This window comes from Streptomyces sp. NPDC005566, from assembly GCF_040605575.1.
Lineage (GTDB): Bacteria > Actinomycetota > Actinomycetes > Streptomycetales > Streptomycetaceae > Streptomyces.
In genome coordinates this window covers 100,206-117,761 of sequence record NZ_JBEXDB010000001.1, presented here as the reverse complement: position 1 = coordinate 117,761, position 17,556 = coordinate 100,206, and the positions used below count along the sequence as shown (strand labels likewise).

The window sequence follows — 17,556 nt, the reverse complement described above, 5'->3', positions numbered from 1 at the left end:
AACCCGGGGCCTCCCCCTGCCCGTCAGGGGGCGTACTTGTAGCCCACGCGCCGGACGGTCTGGATCGAACGGCGGTGCTCGGCACCCAGCTTGCGGCGCAGCCGGGCGACATGGACATCGACGGTGCGCCCGTCGCCCACGTGTCCGTAACCCCAGACCGTCGTCACGAGCTGGTCGCGGGTGTGCACCCGGTGCGGATGCGCCACCAGATGCGCCAGCAGCTCGAACTCGAGGTACGTGAGATCGAGGGTGACCCCGTCCACGGCCGCGGTGCGCCGGGTGGAGTCGATCCGGACGGGACCGCCGGCCGGAGCCTCGGAGACCGGCTCCGGTACGAACTGCCGGTGCTGGGAGGAGGCGACGGCCCCGGCGAGCGCAGGCTGCTGGTCCGCGGGGACGAGCACCAGGTAGCCGATCATCGGCGGCCGGCCGGGCAGTGCCGGAAGCGTGTGCTGCGGAGCGGGCAGCCAGGTCGCGCCCGGCGGCAGGAAACCGGCGACATCGGCGAGCTCCACGACCTCGTCACGGTCGACGGCACGCAGCCGGTGGCGGTTGGGGGAGAGGGTGTTGCGGGCGGTGGTGGTGGCCGCAGCGGACACCGCGGAGGCCGCGGTGGCAGCCGACGCGGTGGAGAGGGTACGAGTGTTCGCCATGAGGGTCAGCTCTTTCGCGCGAGGAGTCGTCGAGGGACGTACGTCGTGCGCGCGGGCCGAAGACCGGGGTGAGCGGCTTTAGAGGGCCTGCGCGTTCCACGCGCGGCAACACACCCGGTCGAAGTCATGATGCTGACGAGAGGGCCAGAACGGCTCGAGGTCGCTGCGACCCGACGAGGTGTACTGGAAGCTGGCCATGGCTCCATTGAAGCAGAGATTGGGGCGGCGCAGCAGAGTCCTCTCACCCGTCGATACGGCCCCTTTGCGTTAGCTTCCTCACCAGCCCCTCCCGTCCTGGTGCCACCGGGACCCGCGTGACCCCGGAACCACTGGAAACGGGGTGCCCGCCGGTACGTTCCCGGCGGGCACCCCGTTGCTCGGTGAGCGTGCGATCAGACCTGGTCGGCCTTCTCCAGCGCGGTGCAGCAGGTGTCGACGATCAGCCGCGTGACGACGTACGGGTCGACGTTGGCGTTCGGACGACGGTCCTCGATGTAGCCCTTCTGGTCCTGCTCGACCTGCCACGGGATACGCACCGAGGCGCCGCGGTTGGAAACGCCGTAGCTGTACTCGTTCCACGGGGCGGTCTCGTGCAGGCCGGTCAGACGGTCGTCGATGCCCGCGCCGTAGTTCTTGACGTGGTCCATCGGCTTCGAGCCCTCACCGAGCGACTCGGCGGCGGTGATGATCGCCTCGTAGCCCTCGCGCATCGCCTTCGTGGAGAAGTTGGTGTGCGCGCCCGCGCCGTTCCAGTCGCCCTTGACCGGCTTCGGGTCGAGGGTGGCGGAGACGTTGAAGTCCTCGGCGGTGCGGTACAGCAGCCAACGGGCGATCCACAGGTGGTCGGAGACCTCCAGCGGGGAGACCGGACCGACCTGGAACTCCCACTGGCCCGGCATGACCTCGGCGTTGATGCCGGAGATCGCGAGGCCCGCCTTCAGGCAGTTGTCGAGGTGCTTCTCGACGATGTCGCGGCCGAAGATCTCGTCCGAGCCGACACCGCAGTAGTAGCCGCCCTGAGCCGCCGGGAAACCGCCCTCGGGGAATCCGAGCGGACGGTGGCCGTCGAAGAACGTGTACTCCTGCTCGATGCCGAAGATCGGCTCCTGGCCCGCGAACTGCTCGGCGACCGGGCGCAGCTCGGCGCGGGTGTTGGACTCGTGCGGCGTCATGTCGATGTTGAAGACCTCGCACAGGACGAGTACGTCGTCACCGCCGCGGATCGGGTCCGGACACGAGAAGACCGGCTTCAGGACCCGGTCGGAGGCGTGCCCCTCGGCCTGGTTGGTGCTCGAACCGTCGAAGCCCCAGATGGGCAGCTCCGCGCCATCGGTCATTATCTTCGTCTTGGAACGAAGCTTGGCGGTCGGCTCGGTGCCGTCGATCCAGATGTACTCAGCCTTGAACGTCACGGACGCCATCCTTTGCGGGTGCTGCGGTCTATGGTGCGCAGCTTGGCAAGGCGCGATTTCCCGTCCGTTGCCCGAATGTGAACCACGTGTTACCGAGGTTTCCTGTGAATGCCCTGCAGCAGGTGCCCCGGGCCCCGAGGCGTCTCACCGTACGGCGCACTGGATACGGTCTGCGCCGGAGCGAGGCCCCGGTCCACGCCGGAGGAGGGGCCGGGCACACTGGCTGCATGACCACACCAGCTGCGTCCACACCGCACCGCCCCGCCCCGGGTACCCCGATGCGGATCGGCCTCGTCGGTGCGGGCCCATGGGCCCGCATGACCCATGCCCCCGCCCTCGCCGAACACCCCGGCGTCGTGCTGAGCGGCGTCTGGGGCCGCCGGCCCGAAGCCGCGGAGGCGCTCGCCGCAGCCCACGGCACCGAGGCGTACACCGGCGACGAGGGCATCGACGCGCTCCTGGCGGTGAGCGACGCGGTCGCCTTCGCCGTGCCGCCCGACATCCAGGCACCCCTGGCGGCGCGCGCCGCGGCCGCCGGCTGTCACCTGCTGATGGACAAGCCGGTCGCCACGACGGTGGCGGGCGCGCGCGAGGTGGCCGAGGCCGCGGAGCGGGCCCAGGTCGCCTCGGTGGTCTTCTGCACGCTCCGGTTCGCCGCCGGAACGGCCCGGTGGATCGCCGAACAGGCCGCGGCGGGCGGCTGGTTCACGGCCCGGGCCCAGTGGCTCGGTGCGCTCTACGCCCCGGGGACGAGCAACGAGTTCGCCGCGTCGGCTTGGCGCCGCGAGAAGGGCGCCCTGTGGGACGTCGGCCCGCACGCCCTCTCGGTGCTGATCCCGGTGCTGGGGGATGTGACAGAGGTCGTCGCGGCACGCGGACCGGCCGACACCACGCACCTGCTGCTCCGGCACACCTCCGGTGCGTCCAGCACGGTGACGCTCGCACTGGACGCACCGGTGGGCGCGGTGGGGACGGACGTCGAGTTCAGGGGCGAGCACGGAACGGCCGCCCTGCCCACGGGGTACGACGACGCGCTCGGTGGGTTCCGGGCGGCCGTGGACGCACTGGCGGAGGCGGCGCGTACGGGAGTGGCGCACCCCTGCGACGCACGGTTCGGGCTGCGGATCACGGAGCTGCTCGCGCAGGCCGAAGCGGGACTGGGGCCGGTGCCCGCGCGCTCCTGAACCCCGGCTCCTCCTCGCTCAGCCCACGCGCTCGATACGGGCGTTGCGGATCAGGAACTTGCCGGGCTCGCGGACCTGCTCGAACGCGGCGTTGTTGAGCAGCGCGCAGCTGCCCGAAACGGAGGTGACCTTCACGGTCGTCGCCTTGTCGTTGTCGAGGTTGGTCACCTTCAGCTCGGTGCCGACGGGGAACTGGCTGCTGGACGCGGCAGGGGCGCCGCCCTCGCCGGAGAGCGTCACGGTGGACCCGGCACAGACGACCTCCCCGGCCGCCTGGTCCGCTCCGCCGGGCGGCGCGGCGTCCGTCGGTTCCCCGGCCGGAGCCTCCGGCGCTTCCCCGGCCGGTGCTTCCCCGGGCTGCGAGGCGGCAGGGGGCTGTGCCGGGGGAGCGGCGGGCGGAGCGGCCTCGCCCCCGCATCCCGAGGCTGCCTGCTGGCGCCCGATCTCCGCGAGGACCGCCTCCCGGTTCTCGATCCGCGCCGCCGACAGGGCGTCCGGATTCGCCCGCTGCCCGGCGATGAACTGCTCGTTGTTGCTCCGGGCCGTGGCCAGCCCCGTACAGACGACCGAGGCGTCCGCCGACGGCGACTGCGACGCCTGACTGGTCCCGGCCAGCACGGCCGCTGTTCCTCCGGCGAGCGCGACGGCCCCGGCGAGCAGGGCGAGCTTCTTCTTCCGGCCGATGGTCTTCTTGCGTGACACGTAGGGCTCCTGTCCCCGGCCCGGAGCGCGAGCTGCACTCCGGCCGGTGCGGTGCGTGTGTGTCCCTACGTACGGGTAACCGGCCTCTTCGTTTCAACGGCCGGCCCGGTGTCACTCCGGGGGCAGTGCCCGGCACAGCGCGGCGAGCGCCTCCTCGTAGGCGTGCTCGGGCGGTGTCGCGTACCCCACGACCAGCCCGTCCCGCCGTGCTCCGGCGCCGACGGCGGCCGGGTGCAGGTACGAGGAGAGCCCGTCCACCGCCAGCCCCTGCCAGGCCGCGGCCCGCACCACCGACCGCTCCGTGCCGCGCGGCAGTTCCAGTACGGCGTGCAGTCCCGCGGCGATCCCGGACACCCGTACCTGCGGGGCATGCCGCTCCAGCGAGGTCACCAGCTGATCGCGGCGCCGCCGGTGACGCTGGCGCATCCGGCGCACCTGACGGTCGTACGATCCCGACTCGACGAAATCCGCGAGCGTCAGCTGCTCCGTGGCACTCGACCACTGCTCCCGCTCGCCCTTCGCCGCGAGGACACCGTCCACCAGCCGTTCGGGCAGCACCATCCAGCCGATCCGCAGCGTGGGGGAGAGGCTCTTGCTCACGGATCCGAGCAGCACCACATGCTCGGGATCGAGTCCCTGCACCGCGCCCACCGGCTGCCGGTCGTAGCGGAACTCCCCGTCGTAGTCGTCCTCCACGACCAGACCGCCGGTCGCCCGCGCCCAGTCGACCGCGGCGGCACGGCGCTCCGGATGCAGCGGGCCACCGGTGGGGAACTGGTGCGCCGGGGTGAGCAGCACCGCCCGCTCCCCCCTCCCCAACTCGCCGATCCGCGCACCGTGTTCGTCGACGGTGACCGGCCGGGTCCGCACCCCGTGACCGGCCAGCAGCTCACGATGGAACGGCAGCCCGTAGGCCTCGACCGCCCACGGCCTGCCCACCACGTCCGCCAGCAGCCGCAGCCCGTGGGCGGCGCCCGAACAGAGCACGATCCGCTCGGGTGAGGTTCGCACGCCGCGTACCCGGGCGAGATAGTCGGTCAGGGCCTCGCGCAGCTCGGGCCGGCCGTGCGGATCACCGGGCCCGAAGGCGTCGTGCGGGGCCCGGTCCAGTGCCCGACGGGCCGAGGCCAGCCAGGCGGTCCGCGGGAAGACCGAGGGGTCCGGCCTCCCCTGGACGAGATCGTGAACCGGCCGGGAGGGCCGCTCGCGGGTGCGCTGCCGGTACGGCCGGGTGAGGGGCACGGCCCTTTCGGCAACCCTGGTCCCCGAACCCTGGCGGGCGGCGAGCCAGCCCTCGGCGACGAGTTCGGCGTAGGCGTCGGCCACGGTGTTGCGGGCCAGCCCGAGATCCACGGCGAGCGAACGGTACGGCGGCAGCCGGGTCCCCGGGGCGAGCCGGCCGTTCCGGATCGCCTCGCGCAGTGCCCGCATCAGAACGGCCCGCCGGTTGCCGGTGCCCGACAGCTCGAGCGGCAGATCACTGCCCAGGATCTCCGCAGAATTGACCCATGAGTCCGTCACCTGAATGCACCCCGTAACCAGTCAGTGAACCTCCTAGATTCGTACCCATGACGACGACAGAGATCAAGCCCGCCACCGAAGCCTCCGCCCCCGCCTCCACCGTCCGGCTCAATTTCGCCAAGGCGGCCCCCAAGGTCTTCCGCGCCGTGATCGGCCTCGACGCGGCGGCCCGCGAGGGCCTGGACCCGACGCTGGTGGAGCTGGTCCAGATCCGCTCCTCGCACCTCAACCACTGCGCGTACTGCCTCCACATGCACACCTGTGACGCCCGCAAGGCGGGCGAGAGCGAGGAGCGGCTGCACATGGTCGCCGTATGGCAGGAGGCGGAGCACTTCTTCACGGCGAAGGAGCAGGCGGCGCTCGCCCTCACGGACTCGGTCACCCGCGTCGCGGACACCGGAGTGCCCGACGCGGTGTACGAGCGCGCCGCCACGCACTTCGGGGAGCAGGAACTGGCCCAGCTCCTGGCCCTGATCCTCACGATCAACACCTGGAACCGCATCGCCCTCGCCACGGCCAAGCGCGCGGGCACGGACGAACGCTGATCCGGCTACATCAGCCGGGCCCTGAGTGCCAGCCATGCCTCCGCCTCGGCCCGCAGTTCCGGGTCGCGGACGTGGGGCAGGTGCTCACGGGTGGCGAGCGAGAGGCGCTTGGCCTGCCGGGAGAGGTTCATCACCGTGATGTTCTCGCGGGCGTACGCCGTCGTGTCCCGGGTCGCCACGTCGGCGCGGGACACCGGGATGCCGTCAAGACATGCGCGTACCGTCTCGTCCGGCGGCAGCAGCCCGGACCGGGCCATCAGGAGAAGGGCCTCCGCGCGGTCGACGGCACCGGCCGCCTCGCACTCCCGGAGCAGCCAGAGCCCGAGCCCCGCCCGGCGGGCCCGCTCCTCGTCCGTGCCCCCGGCGCCCTTCCGGACGGAAGCCATCCACAGGAACCACCACCAGGCCGCGCGCTCCTGCGGCTGCTCCGGACAACGCCGCGCTGCCCACCGCTCCCGCGCGTCCTGGTCGAGCCCCGCCAGATGCACCACCTGGTCCCGGAGGCTCTCAGGCGACCAGCGGGCCCGCTCGCTCCGGGGCCCCGGCCCGAACCATGCGGGCGCCGAGAGCTTGAGCACCGTCCCGTCCTCCTCGTCGACCAGCAAGCCGACCCCGCTGTCCTCGCGTACGAAGCGCCGGCACCCCAGCCCGTCCGGGGCCACCTCGACGAGCGGGAACCCCAGCCGGTCCAGAGCTGCCGCCAGGTCGTCGACGAGCAGGGGCACTTCGAGCCGGTGGGCCTGCACCATGACATGGAGCCCCTGCCACGGCGCCTTCGGCGAATCCCGCTGCCACGCGAACTCGGCGAGGCTGTAGGACCGCAGCAACTGGTCCGTGCGGCAGGTCTCCGCGTACCCGTCCCCGAGGAGTGCGGTGACCTCGTCCGGGGTGGAGGTGGCGTCCGCGCCGTCCACGGTGCCGCTGATGACGAAGCCGGTACAGACGCTCATGCCAGGAGGGCATGGGGCAGGCCCGTTCACCGTCCGAGCGCGTCCCGTACGGCGCCCTCCGACCGTGCCACCACGGCCGTCCCGTCGTCGGCGGTGATGATCGGACGCTGGATCAGCTTCGGGTGCTCCGCCAGCGCCTCGATCCATCGCTCGCGCGAACCCGCCTCCTTCGGCCACTCCTGGAGCCCGAGCTCCTTCGCGACGGCCTCCTGGGTCCGGGTGATGTCCCACGGCTCCAGCCCGAGCCGGTCGAGGACCGCCCGGATCTCGTCGGGGGAGGGCACGTCCTCCAGGTAACGGCGGACGGTGTAGTCGGCGCCCTCGGCGTCGAGCAGATCGACTGCGCTGCGGCACTTGGAACAGGCGGGGTTGATCCAGATCTCCATGGGGCCAAGGGTACGGGAGGGATCCTCGAAAGGGCCTCTGGCCAGGGGCGATTGTCAGTGGCGGGCAGTAAAATGGAGGGAGTTCGTGAGGGTTCCACCACCGTGCCAGGAGGTTGCCGATGGCCGTTGCCACAGTCACGACCGAGCCGCTGAACAAGCCGCTGCGGAAGAAGCCGCTCCCCGCGGGCAGGCCCCGCGAGTGGTACGTCTCCCACAACCGCCGCCTCAAGGCCATGCGCCTGGCGATAGCCCTGCTCGACACGGGCGTCTACCACCCGTCGAGCGCCGACAACGACAGGATCCGTGCGACAGCCGAACGCCTCGCCATCCACCCGCCGTCCGACACCACCTGCCGCATGGTCCGCGCCCTGATCCGCTACGGCCGCTGACACCGGCGCCCGTGCCCCCGGGAGACCGGGGGCACAGGCATGTCCGTCCGGGACCGGATGCCAGACTGCGCGTCATGTCATTCGCCGACCTGACCTTCGACCACTGGCGCGCCCTGGACCGGGACGCAGCCGCGCGCTGCGCCGAGGAAGCCGCCCGCCGGGTGGACGGCCGGCTCGTCCGGGTGGACAGCGCCCCGCACCTCGACGGTGTCCTGCACCGGGCCGTCGTCGAACGGGCCGGTGAGGAGTACGCGTTGATACCCGGGGGCCGGGTGACCGTCGGCTTCGATCCGGACGCCTGGCAGCCGACGCCCGAGCAGCTCGTCTCGTACCGGGAGGAGAGCCTCGCCGGAGGCTTCGGCTTCGACGAGGACCCCCGGGCCCACCTCGCGCGCGTGATGACGCCGCGGCGCACGGTCACGCTGCCCACCGTGCTGATGGCGGTCGAGCCCGGGAAGCTCCCCGAACTCCCCGGACTGGTGACCGCGCTGCTCGCCGAGCGCGGTCTGCGGCCGCCGGCTCCCGACGAGTGGGAGCACGCCTGCGGGGCAGGGGCGCGGACGCTGTTCCGCTGGGGCGACGACCATCCGACGGACACACCTCCGTACGGCAGCGGACCCGGGCCGCAGCACCGCCCCAACGCCTTCGGCCTGCGCATCGCCTTCGATGTCTACGACACGGCGGAGATGACCTCCGACCCCGGTTCCGTATACGGCGGAGACGGCGGGGAAGCGGCCTGCGGGGGCTACGGCACCTTCATGGAGTGGCTGCCACTCGCAACCGCCAACCACAACCCGTCCATGGCGGACTTCCTCAACGGCCCCGAGGGAGAGGACATGTTCGAGGACTTCAATGTCCGCCCGGTGATCGATCTCGGCTGACCAGCGGCAAGGTGTGTCGTGTCACAGACAACGTGATGGGCGCTGTGGGAACTTCAACTCTGTTACTCCCCAGTTGAGTTATCGACGCGCGTGGAGAGGGTCGAATTGAGCACTCTGCAAGCCATCACGCTCGACCAGGTGGTCGACACGGACCGCTACCCCCTGTCCGACCCCGGAAGCGTCGAAGGGCGGGCGGTGATCGACAGGGCCCGGCACGAACTGGCCACGGTCGGCTGCACCGTCCTGCCGGACTTCATCCGCCCGTCCCTCCACGACGTCCTGCGCCAGGAGTGCGCGGCCATCGCACCCCAGGCGTACTTCGACGTCGAGACCGTCAACGTCTACAACATCGCCGTGGACGCGGACCTGCCCGAGGACCACCCCGGCCGGCGCACCTTCCAGCGGGGCAACGCGTTCGTCGCGCGCGACCGCATCCCCGAGGGCGCCCTCATCAGCCGGCTCCACACGCACGAGCTGTTCCAGCGCTTCGTCGCCGACTGCTTCGGACTGCCGCGGCTGTACGAGCTCGCCGACCCGCTCTCCGGGCTCGTCCTCAACGTCGTACGGCCGGGGATGGAGCACCCGTGGCACTTCGACACCAACGAGTACACGGTGAGCATGCTGACCCAGCAGGCCAGGTCCGGCGGTGACTTCGAGTACTGCCCGAACATCAGGACCGCCGAGGACGAGCGCTTCGACGCCGTCCGCGACGTTCTGGACGGCAGCACCGAGGGCGACCGGCTGCCCCTGCGGCCGGGCGACCTGCAGCTCTTCAAGGGCCGCTACTCACTGCACCGCGTCAGCCCCGTGCGGGGCGACGTGGCACGCCACTCCGCGATCTTCGCCTACAGCGAGCGCCCCGGCGTCATCGGGAGCGTGGCACGCACCCGGCAGCTCTTCGGCCGCGTCCTGCCCGCGCACCTGGCCGCCGAAGGCCGGGCCGTACGGGGCGACAAGCTCCTGGACTAGGGGCGGCCCGCGCAGACCGTTCCTGCCCCGCCCCGCGATCCACGGAGGAGTAAGCCCCTTGCGTTTCGACGCGAACGGAAAAGTCTCGCTCGACCACATCTACACCGCGCCCGACCCGCGCACGTACTTCCAGGTGCTCCGCCCCCTCGGCTACTGCGTCCCCCAACAGGCCAAGCCCTACTTCGAGAAGCTCATCAAGGAGTACCGGGAGGCCGAGGACGTGGACGTTCCGACCGTCCTGGACATCGGCTGCTCCTACGGGATCAACGCCGCCCTGCTCAAGTACGACGCGACCATGGACGAGCTGTACGCGCGCTACGGTGACGCCACCGAGCTGTCCCGCGAGGAGCTCCTGGACCGCGACCGCGACCTCTCCCGCTCCCGCAGACCCGCGCACGGCCTCCGCTTCACCGGCCTGGACGCCTCCACCAGCGCACTTGCCTACGCCCGCGCGGCCGGCTTCCTCGACGAGACGGTCCACGCCGACCTGGAGAGCGACGACCCCACACCGGAACAGCACGCCCGGCTCGCCGGGACGGACATCGTGATCTCGACGGGCTGCATCGGCTACGTCACCGAGCGGACCCTCACCCGCGTCGTACGGGCGCAGGGCGAACGGCGCCCCTGGATGGCGCACTTCGTCCTGCGGATGTTCCCCTTCGACCCGGTCGAGGACGCCCTGGCCGGGCTCGGATACCGCACTGTCCGGGTCGACGACGTCTTCAAGCAGCGGAAGTTCGCCGACCCGCAGGAACAGACACGCGTACTGGACAGCATGGCGGCGGCCGGAGTGGATGCGCGGGGCCTGGAGGAGGAAGGCTGGATGTACGCACAGCTCTACCTCTCCCGCCCCAACTGACACCCGCCACCCTTCCCACCAACCGAAAGCAGAGCCGAATTGAACGTCAGCCAGGAAGTCGCGGTCAGCGCCACCTTCGCCCGGGAGGGCGACCTGCCGCGCGTGCCGCTGCCCACGCTCGAGGCGAGCTGCGAAAGGTTCCTCGCCTGGAGCGCGCCGCTCCTGACCGCCGAGGAGCGGGCGGCGACCGAGGCCGAGGTCGCCGCCTTCCTGCGGCCCGACGGACCCGGCCGGGTCCTGCACGCGGCGCTGGAGGAGTACGACGGCACCGAGGGTGTGCACAGCTGGCTCGACACCTTCTGGCCGTACCGCTACCTCGGCCGCCGGGACCGGATCGCGCTCAACGCCAACTTCTTCTTCCTGTTCCAGGACAACGGCCAGGGGCAGCTCGACCGGGCGGCCGGCCTCGTCGCCGGGGCGCTCAACTACAAGCGGCAGCTGGACGAGGGCCTCATCGCGCCGGTGGAGCAGCGCGGAGTTCCCCAGTCGATGGTGCAGAACAAGTACCTGTTCTCCACGACCCGTATCCCCGGCGTCCCGCTGGACACGGTCCGCGCCCCGTACAGCGACAGCGCGCCCGGCCCCTCCACGGCCCGGCACATCATGGTGTTCTTCCGGGGCAGCATGTTCCGGCTGGACGTGCTCGGTGAGGACGGTGCCCCGCACAGCCTCGACGAGATCGAAGCCGGGCTGCGCGCCGTGACCAAGGCCGACGTGCACACGGACAAGGCGGACCGGGCCGGCCACCTCACCAGCATGGCGCGCGCGGAATGGGCGGCGGCCCGGGACACCCTCCTCGCCCACCCCCGCAACGCCGAGACGCTGGACGACATCGAGACGGCACTGTTCTGCGTCTGCCTGGAGGACCTCGCCCCCGAGGACACCAAGGCCACCTGCGACGAACTGCTGTACGGGGACCGGGGCAACCGCTGGTTCGACAAGGCCGTCTCCTTCGTCGTCTACTCCGACGGCCGGGCCGGCATCAACGTGGAGCACTGCGAGCTCGACGGGACGACCATCCTCAGCTTCACCGACGCGCTGCTCAGCACTTCGCCCGAGGAGCACGCCCGCCTGTCCGGCGCCCGCGCCCAGGGCCAACCGGTCCCGCAGCCCCTCGCGTTCGAGCTGGACGACGCCCAGCGGACCCAAGTCCGCACGGCTGCCGAGGCGTTCGCCGCGTACGGTGCCGCCACCGCCACCAGCACGGTCTCCTTCGACGACTTCGGCAGCACCGCGGCCAAGGCGCTCGGCGTCTCACCGGACGCGTTCGTCCAGGTCGCCTACCAGCTGGCCCACCAGCGCGCCAAGGGGCACCTCGGCGCCACGTACGAGTCGATCGCGACCCGCCAGTTCCGGCACGGCCGCACCGAGGCGATGCGCGTCGTCACCCCGGAGATGCCCGCCTTCGTGGCGGCGATGGACGACCCCGCGACCGACCGCGACACCCGCCGCGCCGCCTTCCGCGCCGCCGCGACCGCCCATGTGACCCGTGCGAAGGAATGCCAGGCCGGGGACGCCCCCGAGCAGCACCTGTGGGAGCTGGAACTCATCCAGCGCCGCCGCGGTGCCGAGCTCGGGATCACCGAACAGCCCGCCCTGTACCGCTCACCGGGCTGGCTCACGATGCGGGACGACTACCTCAGCACCAGCTCGGCGCCGTCGGAGAACATCCAGTACTTCGGCTTCGGCTCCACGAGCAGCAAGTGCATCGGCATCGCCTACGTCCTGCTGCCCGACCGTTTCAACCTCTACCTGAGCACCCCGCTCCCGGTCGCCGCCCAGATGCACGCCTTCGCGGACCGCCTCCGCGAGGCGGTCGCGGAACTGCGCGAGCTTCTGGCGGGCTGACGGCGCACCGAGGGCAGGCGGCGAGCGGCCGAACACGGTTCAGCTCGCCGCCTGCCCGGTTCGGCGGGCTCTCACCGCCATGACGATCGGCGTGGGGCCACCGTGCTCGGCGAACCGCTCGAGCGCGAGACCGGCATCGAGGAAGCCGTGGAGGAGGCCGGGCAGAGGCAGATGCCGCGCTCCGACCTTGTCGCGCAGTCCCTGGTCCGTCCACGAGGCCGTGGTCCGGTCCGCATCGAGGTATCCGGGGCGGACCACGACGGCATCGGCATCCGTACGGTCGGCGAACCCGCCGCAGAAACAAGGATGGACACCGATGTGCACGAACACCCCACCGGGCCGTAGCACCCGCGCCGCTTCGTGGAGCACGGCCGGGTAGTCGGGCATGTCGGTGTGCACCATCACCGCGACGACCGCAGCCACGGATCCGTCGCGGATCGGCAGCTGCGCGGCGTCTCCCTGCGCGACCGGCAGGCGGCCGCGGGCATGGCCCAGCATTCCGGCGGACAGGTCGATGCCGAGGGGATCCCAGCCCAGCTCGCGAAGCCGTGCGGCGTGGACGCCGGTGCCACAGCCGATCTCCAGACAGGCGGCCCCCGCTCCTGCGCCGAGGAGCTCACCCAGGAGATGACCGAGGCCGCGGGGGTTGCCGGCAGTTGCTCCGCCCGCCGGGCCGCCGAGGAAATCCCGTTCGTACCAGTCCGCGATCCGGTCGTACGCCGCTGTCCGCGCCATGGGGTGGTCCGTTCATCGGGGGAACCCGTCGCCTCAGTACTGCCCCGTCGAGGGCGCCCTGTCGCCGGTTTCGCGGGCGGCGGAACGGCTGGAACGGGTCGGCGGGCTTCGACCACTCCCGGCGGCACCGTCAGTAGCGCGCCGGCCGGCCGATATCCGGCCCGCCGCGGTGCGGCGTGGTGACGTAGCCCTCCGCGGGAGCCGGGAGCGCAGCCACGCACTCCGCCGAGCACGCGTTGACGAGCAACGGCAGGACATCGGTCGCCACGACGAGGGATATCCAGACCTGCCGGAGCCGACCGTCCTCCAGCGGGCCGTCGCAGACGCTGCAGCTGCGGATCGCTTCGGCACCCCACCGATGGGGTTCCACCGCCGCGAGGGCCCACTCGTCCGCCCGCCGGAGCAGGGGGAAGGGCGGCCGGTACTTGACGTTGCCGTACAGGGCCCGCGTACTCACCGTGCTCTCCCGCAACCCGGCGCAGCGGGTGATCTCGTACGGGAGCCAGTGCAGCCGGTACGAGGTGTACGGGCTGAACTCCTCCAGGCTTGTCATCGCCCCGATCTCGGGCGGGACGCGCACCAGGTTGCTGCCGTACAGGACGAGATGCCTGACCGCGGTCAGCTCGGCGATGGCCGACGGCAGCGTGACGATCTGGCGCCGCTCACCAGGGCTCAGTTCGACCAGCGGTTTGAACACCTCCCGGCCGTCGGCCGCCGCCTCGTCGATCAGCTGCAGCAGGTGCAGCCAGCCCGGCGCCGAGGTGTCCTGCCGGTCGGGATGGAAGCCGACCTGCTTCCCGCTGTGCTCCCCGCGCCTGTCCAGGCAATGGCACCGGTCACGGGCGGGCTCGTCCCCACCCGGCCCCACCGCGTCCGCCCACCGGTTGCTGAACAGCCTCGGCTGATCTTCCTCACTCATGGGGACAACCTAGGGAACCGCCGGGGCGTGCGGTCAGGAGTTTCGCGTGCAGGCGTGAAAAGGCCGTCGGCCGTGTCTTCCGGGAGGGGAAGAACACGGCCGACGGCCCACAGACGGCTCAGGCGAGCGGGAAGCCGCTTCTGCCTGTGGCGTTCCTGGATGTCGAAGAACTGAAGGGTTCGCGGGCGTCGCCGGTCACCGTCCGTCCGGACAACCGCACGATACCCATCGGCGTGAATGCTTGATTTTGCGCGAAGTTGCCTGTTTGCAAGCAACTATTGACACTGTTCGGCGGGAGGCGCCATAGTCTCCCGTGGACGAGGGGCTGCAGGGTTCCGGCGAACGAAGAAGTTCCTACTGGCGTGGCGGCTGCGGGCGCACGGCTCTTCCGGGTCGAGCAGGACGCTTTTCGGGTTATTGACAGGTGCATGGCAATTTGTGTGCGCCTTGCGCCTTCGCTCACGCCGATGGGAGAGAACTGGACAGTGGGGCACCGGTGTTCGGGGTGCGTGCAGAAGGCCCCGGCACCGCTACCGGATGACGCCGAGCGGCGTGTTCTGTCACCGGGCTCAGTGCCGCGGGCCCGAAGGACGCCTCTGAGCATCCGTGTCGCGAAGCCTTGGGAAACAGGCCGGCCGTCGGCCCCCGAGCCCAGGCAGGAGAGTCGGCTCAGACACACCGCGACAACTGTGGCGCAGTCGACGGTGCCTGCGGCCCTCGTCCGAGAAGGCGTGGCCGACCGGCCACGAACAGGCTCGATTTTCCACACCCCCTCGAGGAGAATTCAGATGAAACGAGCGTTGACACGCACTGTGGTAGCAGCCCTGGCCACACTCGTCCCGTTCATCGCAGCACCTGCCGCACAGGCACAGACCTTCGGCGGGAACGAAGCCCTGTCGTGGTCCATCAGCGGGGCTCCCAGCGGGGGACTGACATCCCTCAACTTCCCGATCACCGTGAACACCGGCACCGCCCATATAACCGGGACCTACTTCGCGATGCAGTACGGGTTCACCGGGCAGAGCGAGCTCGGGTACACAGGACTGCAGCCGCGACCGGATGCGAACGGGCACCAGCGCCTGCGTGGGGTGTTCTCCTCCTTCATCAGCGGCACGACAAGCACCCACGCCAACTGTTCGGACGGGGCTGACGGCGGCGCCGGCGTCAGCTGCGGCGTGGACTTCGACGCCGTGTACGGCCACACCTTCCGCGTCGTGGTGGCCCAGGCCGGCACGGACACCTGGGCGGGCAGCGTCGTCGACAACAACACCGGACAGCAGATCTCCATCGGCACCTACAGGTTGCCCGTCGGTTCCGGCAACCTGAAGGCCTCACAGGCGGGGTTCATCGAGTACTACGACGTGCCCAGCTGCGACCAGCAGCAACGGTACGACGTCACGTTCGGCGGACCGTCCTCCGGCTCCCTGTCCGGCACGACCACGTGGAGCAAGGAATACGGAGAGTGCGCCGGCTACGGCAACACCAAGGTGACCACGGTCGGCACAGGTGTCCGCGTGACCCGCGGCAGCGTGGGTTAGCACTGCAACCGCATCTGCCGTCACAGGTGTTGGATTGGCTCGTTGTTCCGGCTGCGCGATGAATCGTTGACGGTGGAGCAGGTCGAGTCGTGGTCCGAGGGGACAGCCGGGTTCCATGCCCGGTTCGCCCACCGTTTCGGCAGGTCGGAGCCCCGCGAGCGGGCGGCGGACTACCTGAACGGGTTGCTCGCGCCGCTTGCAAACTTCGTGACGTGCCGCTACCCACCTCGGTGTCCTACGTGCCGGCTGCACACATCACCAAGCGCCCACCCATCGAAGTCACGCTTCCATGGACGACGCCGGACGGACCGCCCGTCACAGCCACGCACATTCTAGTAATTCCGGGGAGGCCTCGGCAGCCGCAGCCTGAGCACCGACCGCAGAAAGGCCGTCGGCCGTGTCTTCCGGGACGGGAAGAACACGGCCGACGGCCCACAGACGGCCCAGGCGAGCGGAAACCCGCTCCGACCTGTGGCGTTCCTAGATGTCGAAGTACAGCTCGAACTCGTGCGGGTGCGGGCGCAGCTGGATCGGGGCGATCTCGTTCGTGCGCTTGTAGTCGATCCACGTCTCGATCAGGTCGGGCGTGAAGACGCCGCCGGCCTGGAGGTAGTCGTGGTCCGCCTCGAGGGCGTCGAGGACCGCCGGGAGCGAGGTCGGGACCTGCTGGACGCCCGCGTGCTCCTCGGGAGCCAGCTCGTAGAGGTCCTTGTCGATCGGCTCCGGGGGCTCGATCTTGTTCTTCACGCCGTCCAGGCCGGCCATCAGCAGGGCCGAGAACGCCAGGTACGGGTTCGAGGACGGGTCCGGGGCGCGGAACTCGACGCGCTTGGCCTTCGGGTTGGAGCCCGTGATCGGGATACGCATCGCGGCGGACCGGTTGCGCTGCGAGTACACCATGTTGACCGGGGCCTCGAAGCCCGGGACCAGGCGGTGGTAGGAGTTCACCGTCGGGTTGGTGAAGGCCAGCAGCGACGGGGCGTGCTTCAGGATGCCGCCGATGTAGTAGCGGGCCATGTCCGACAGGCCGGCGTAACCCTGCTCGTCGTAGAAGAGCGGCGTGCCGCCCTGCCACAGCGACTGGTGGACGTGCATGCCCGAGCCGTTGTCACCGAAGATCGGCTTCGGCATGAAGGTCGCGGTCTTGCCGTTGCGCCAGGAGACGTTCTTCACGATGTACTTGAAGAGCATCAGGTCGTCGGCCGCGGCGAGCAGCGTGTTGAACTTGTAGTTGATCTCGGCCTGGCCGGCGGTGCCGACCTCGTGGTGCTGGCGCTCGACCTGGAGGCCGTTCTTGTCCAGCTCCAGGGAGATCTCGGCACGCAGGTCGGCGAAGTGGTCGACCGGCGGGGTCGGGAAGTAGCCGCCCTTGTAGCGGACCTTGTAGCCGCGGTTGTTGTCCTCGGACCCGGTGTTCCAGGCGCCGGCCTCGGAGTCGATGTGGTAGAAGCTCTCGTTCGCCGACGTCTGGAAGCGGACGTTGTCGAAGACGTAGAACTCGGCCTCGGGACCGAAGTACGCGGTGTCGGCGACACCGGTCGAGGCGAGGTAGGCCTCGGCCTTCTTGGCCACGTTCCGCGGGTCACGGCTGTACTGCTCGCCCGTGATCGGGTCGTGGATGAAGAAGTTGATGTTGACGGTCTTGTCGCGGCGGAACGGGTCGACGCGGGCGGTCGAGATGTCCGCGCGGAGTGCCATGTCGGACTCGTGGATGGCCTGGAAACCGCGGATCGACGAGCCGTCGAACGCAAGCTCCTCGTTCGGGTCGAAGACTGCCGCCGGGATGGTGAAGTGCTGCATCACACCGGGCAGGTCGCAGAACCGGACGTCGATGAACTTGACGTCTTCGTCGGCGATGTACTTCTTCACGTCGTCGGCGTTCTGGAACATCCAACTCCTCCTACTCCCGACCCGGAGAAGGGCGGGGTTGCAGCTCTTTCGTGCGGCCAGTGCGGTGGCACACGCTGGACCCGACCATAGGCAGGCAGGATTTCTCAGGCATGACCCATTTGTTTCGCCCAAGTTAACCAGGCCGGGGGGCAGCGGCACCTCAGCGACGTTTATG

General features: G+C 70.4%; 17 protein-coding genes. 8 read left to right on the top strand and 9 right to left on the bottom strand.

Annotation, left to right across the window (positions count from 1 at the left end):
- Positions 1 to 23: 23 nt before the first annotated feature.
- Complete coding sequence (locus ABZS61_RS00560; protein WP_351176055.1) at positions 24 to 653, bottom strand: winged helix-turn-helix domain-containing protein; 630 nt, start codon at positions 651 to 653, stop codon at positions 24 to 26.
- A 392-nt stretch (positions 654 to 1,045) separates the two neighbouring features.
- Complete coding sequence (glnII, locus tag ABZS61_RS00555; RefSeq protein ID WP_329211796.1) at positions 1,046 to 2,065, bottom strand: glutamine synthetase; 1,020 nt, start codon at positions 2,063 to 2,065, stop codon at positions 1,046 to 1,048.
- 227 nt (positions 2,066 to 2,292) lie between these two features.
- Here glnII and ABZS61_RS00550 point away from each other — a divergent pair, with 227 nt between their 5' ends.
- Positions 2,293 to 3,249, top strand: a complete 957-nt coding sequence (locus tag ABZS61_RS00550) for a Gfo/Idh/MocA family oxidoreductase (RefSeq protein ID WP_356413901.1) — start codon at positions 2,293 to 2,295, stop codon at positions 3,247 to 3,249.
- A gap of 18 nt (positions 3,250 to 3,267) precedes the next feature.
- Here ABZS61_RS00550 and ABZS61_RS00545 read toward each other — a convergent pair whose 3' ends face one another.
- Together ABZS61_RS00545 and ABZS61_RS00540 are read right to left on the bottom strand one after the other, a co-directional pair.
- Complete coding sequence (locus tag ABZS61_RS00545) at positions 3,268 to 3,951, bottom strand: hypothetical protein (RefSeq protein ID WP_356413898.1); 684 nt, start codon at positions 3,949 to 3,951, stop codon at positions 3,268 to 3,270.
- A gap of 111 nt (positions 3,952 to 4,062) precedes the next feature.
- A complete protein-coding gene (locus ABZS61_RS00540; RefSeq protein WP_356413895.1) occupies positions 4,063 to 5,472 on the bottom strand; it encodes a PLP-dependent aminotransferase family protein in 1,410 nt (469 codons plus the stop codon).
- Positions 5,473 to 5,519: 47 nt separating this feature from the next.
- On the opposite strand from ABZS61_RS00540, the gene ABZS61_RS00535 reads away from it, so the two are divergent.
- The gene (locus ABZS61_RS00535) at positions 5,520 to 6,017 is read left to right on the top strand and encodes a carboxymuconolactone decarboxylase family protein (protein WP_356413892.1); all 498 of its coding nucleotides are present in this window, start codon (positions 5,520 to 5,522) and stop codon (positions 6,015 to 6,017) included.
- Between the two features lie 5 nt (positions 6,018 to 6,022).
- Here ABZS61_RS00535 and ABZS61_RS00530 read toward each other — a convergent pair whose 3' ends face one another.
- Together ABZS61_RS00530 and ABZS61_RS00525 are read right to left on the bottom strand one after the other, a co-directional pair.
- Positions 6,023 to 6,967: a hypothetical protein gene (locus tag ABZS61_RS00530; RefSeq protein WP_356413889.1), complete on the bottom strand. Its 945-nt coding sequence runs from the start codon at positions 6,965 to 6,967 to the stop codon at positions 6,023 to 6,025.
- 26 nt (positions 6,968 to 6,993) lie between these two features.
- Positions 6,994 to 7,353 carry an ArsC/Spx/MgsR family protein gene (locus ABZS61_RS00525; RefSeq protein ID WP_356413886.1) on the bottom strand — a complete coding sequence of 120 codons (360 nt, stop codon included), beginning with the start codon at positions 7,351 to 7,353 and terminating at the stop codon, positions 6,994 to 6,996.
- 119 nt (positions 7,354 to 7,472) lie between these two features.
- Here ABZS61_RS00525 and ABZS61_RS00520 point away from each other — a divergent pair, with 119 nt between their 5' ends.
- The 5 genes from ABZS61_RS00520 to ABZS61_RS00500 all read left to right on the top strand — a co-directional run bounded on the left by ABZS61_RS00520 (position 7,473) and on the right by ABZS61_RS00500 (position 12,299).
- Positions 7,473 to 7,742, top strand: a complete 270-nt coding sequence (locus tag ABZS61_RS00520) for a hypothetical protein (protein ID WP_329211809.1) — start codon at positions 7,473 to 7,475, stop codon at positions 7,740 to 7,742.
- Positions 7,743 to 7,816: 74 nt separating this feature from the next.
- Positions 7,817 to 8,623 (top strand): hypothetical protein, encoded by an 807-nt coding sequence (locus ABZS61_RS00515; RefSeq protein WP_356413882.1) that lies wholly within the window; start codon positions 7,817 to 7,819, stop codon positions 8,621 to 8,623.
- 105 nt (positions 8,624 to 8,728) lie between these two features.
- Complete coding sequence (locus ABZS61_RS00510; RefSeq protein WP_356413879.1) at positions 8,729 to 9,592, top strand: arpA protein; 864 nt, start codon at positions 8,729 to 8,731, stop codon at positions 9,590 to 9,592.
- A gap of 58 nt (positions 9,593 to 9,650) precedes the next feature.
- The gene (locus ABZS61_RS00505) at positions 9,651 to 10,451 is read left to right on the top strand and encodes a class I SAM-dependent methyltransferase (protein WP_356413876.1); all 801 of its coding nucleotides are present in this window, start codon (positions 9,651 to 9,653) and stop codon (positions 10,449 to 10,451) included.
- Positions 10,452 to 10,490: 39 nt separating this feature from the next.
- Positions 10,491 to 12,299 carry a choline/carnitine O-acyltransferase gene (locus ABZS61_RS00500; protein ID WP_356413873.1) on the top strand — a complete coding sequence of 603 codons (1,809 nt, stop codon included), beginning with the start codon at positions 10,491 to 10,493 and terminating at the stop codon, positions 12,297 to 12,299.
- 39 nt (positions 12,300 to 12,338) lie between these two features.
- Here the strand turns inward: ABZS61_RS00500 and ABZS61_RS00495 are convergent, their stop codons facing one another.
- Both ABZS61_RS00495 and ABZS61_RS00490 read right to left on the bottom strand, forming a co-directional pair.
- On the bottom strand, positions 12,339 to 13,034 hold the full coding sequence (locus ABZS61_RS00495; protein WP_356413870.1) for a class I SAM-dependent methyltransferase: 696 nt from the start codon (positions 13,032 to 13,034) through the stop codon (positions 12,339 to 12,341).
- Positions 13,035 to 13,164: 130 nt separating this feature from the next.
- Entirely contained in the window at positions 13,165 to 13,953 is a 789-nt protein-coding gene (locus tag ABZS61_RS00490) for a leucine-rich repeat domain-containing protein (protein WP_356413867.1), read from the bottom strand.
- Between the two features lie 788 nt (positions 13,954 to 14,741).
- Here ABZS61_RS00490 and ABZS61_RS00485 point away from each other — a divergent pair.
- On the top strand, positions 14,742 to 15,491 hold the full coding sequence (locus ABZS61_RS00485; protein ID WP_356413864.1) for a hypothetical protein: 750 nt from the start codon (positions 14,742 to 14,744) through the stop codon (positions 15,489 to 15,491).
- A 480-nt stretch (positions 15,492 to 15,971) separates the two neighbouring features.
- Here ABZS61_RS00485 and glnA read toward each other — a convergent pair whose 3' ends face one another.
- A complete protein-coding gene (gene glnA, locus ABZS61_RS00480) occupies positions 15,972 to 17,381 on the bottom strand; it encodes a type I glutamate--ammonia ligase (protein WP_351173582.1) in 1,410 nt (469 codons plus the stop codon).
- Positions 17,382 to 17,556 lie beyond the last annotated feature (175 nt).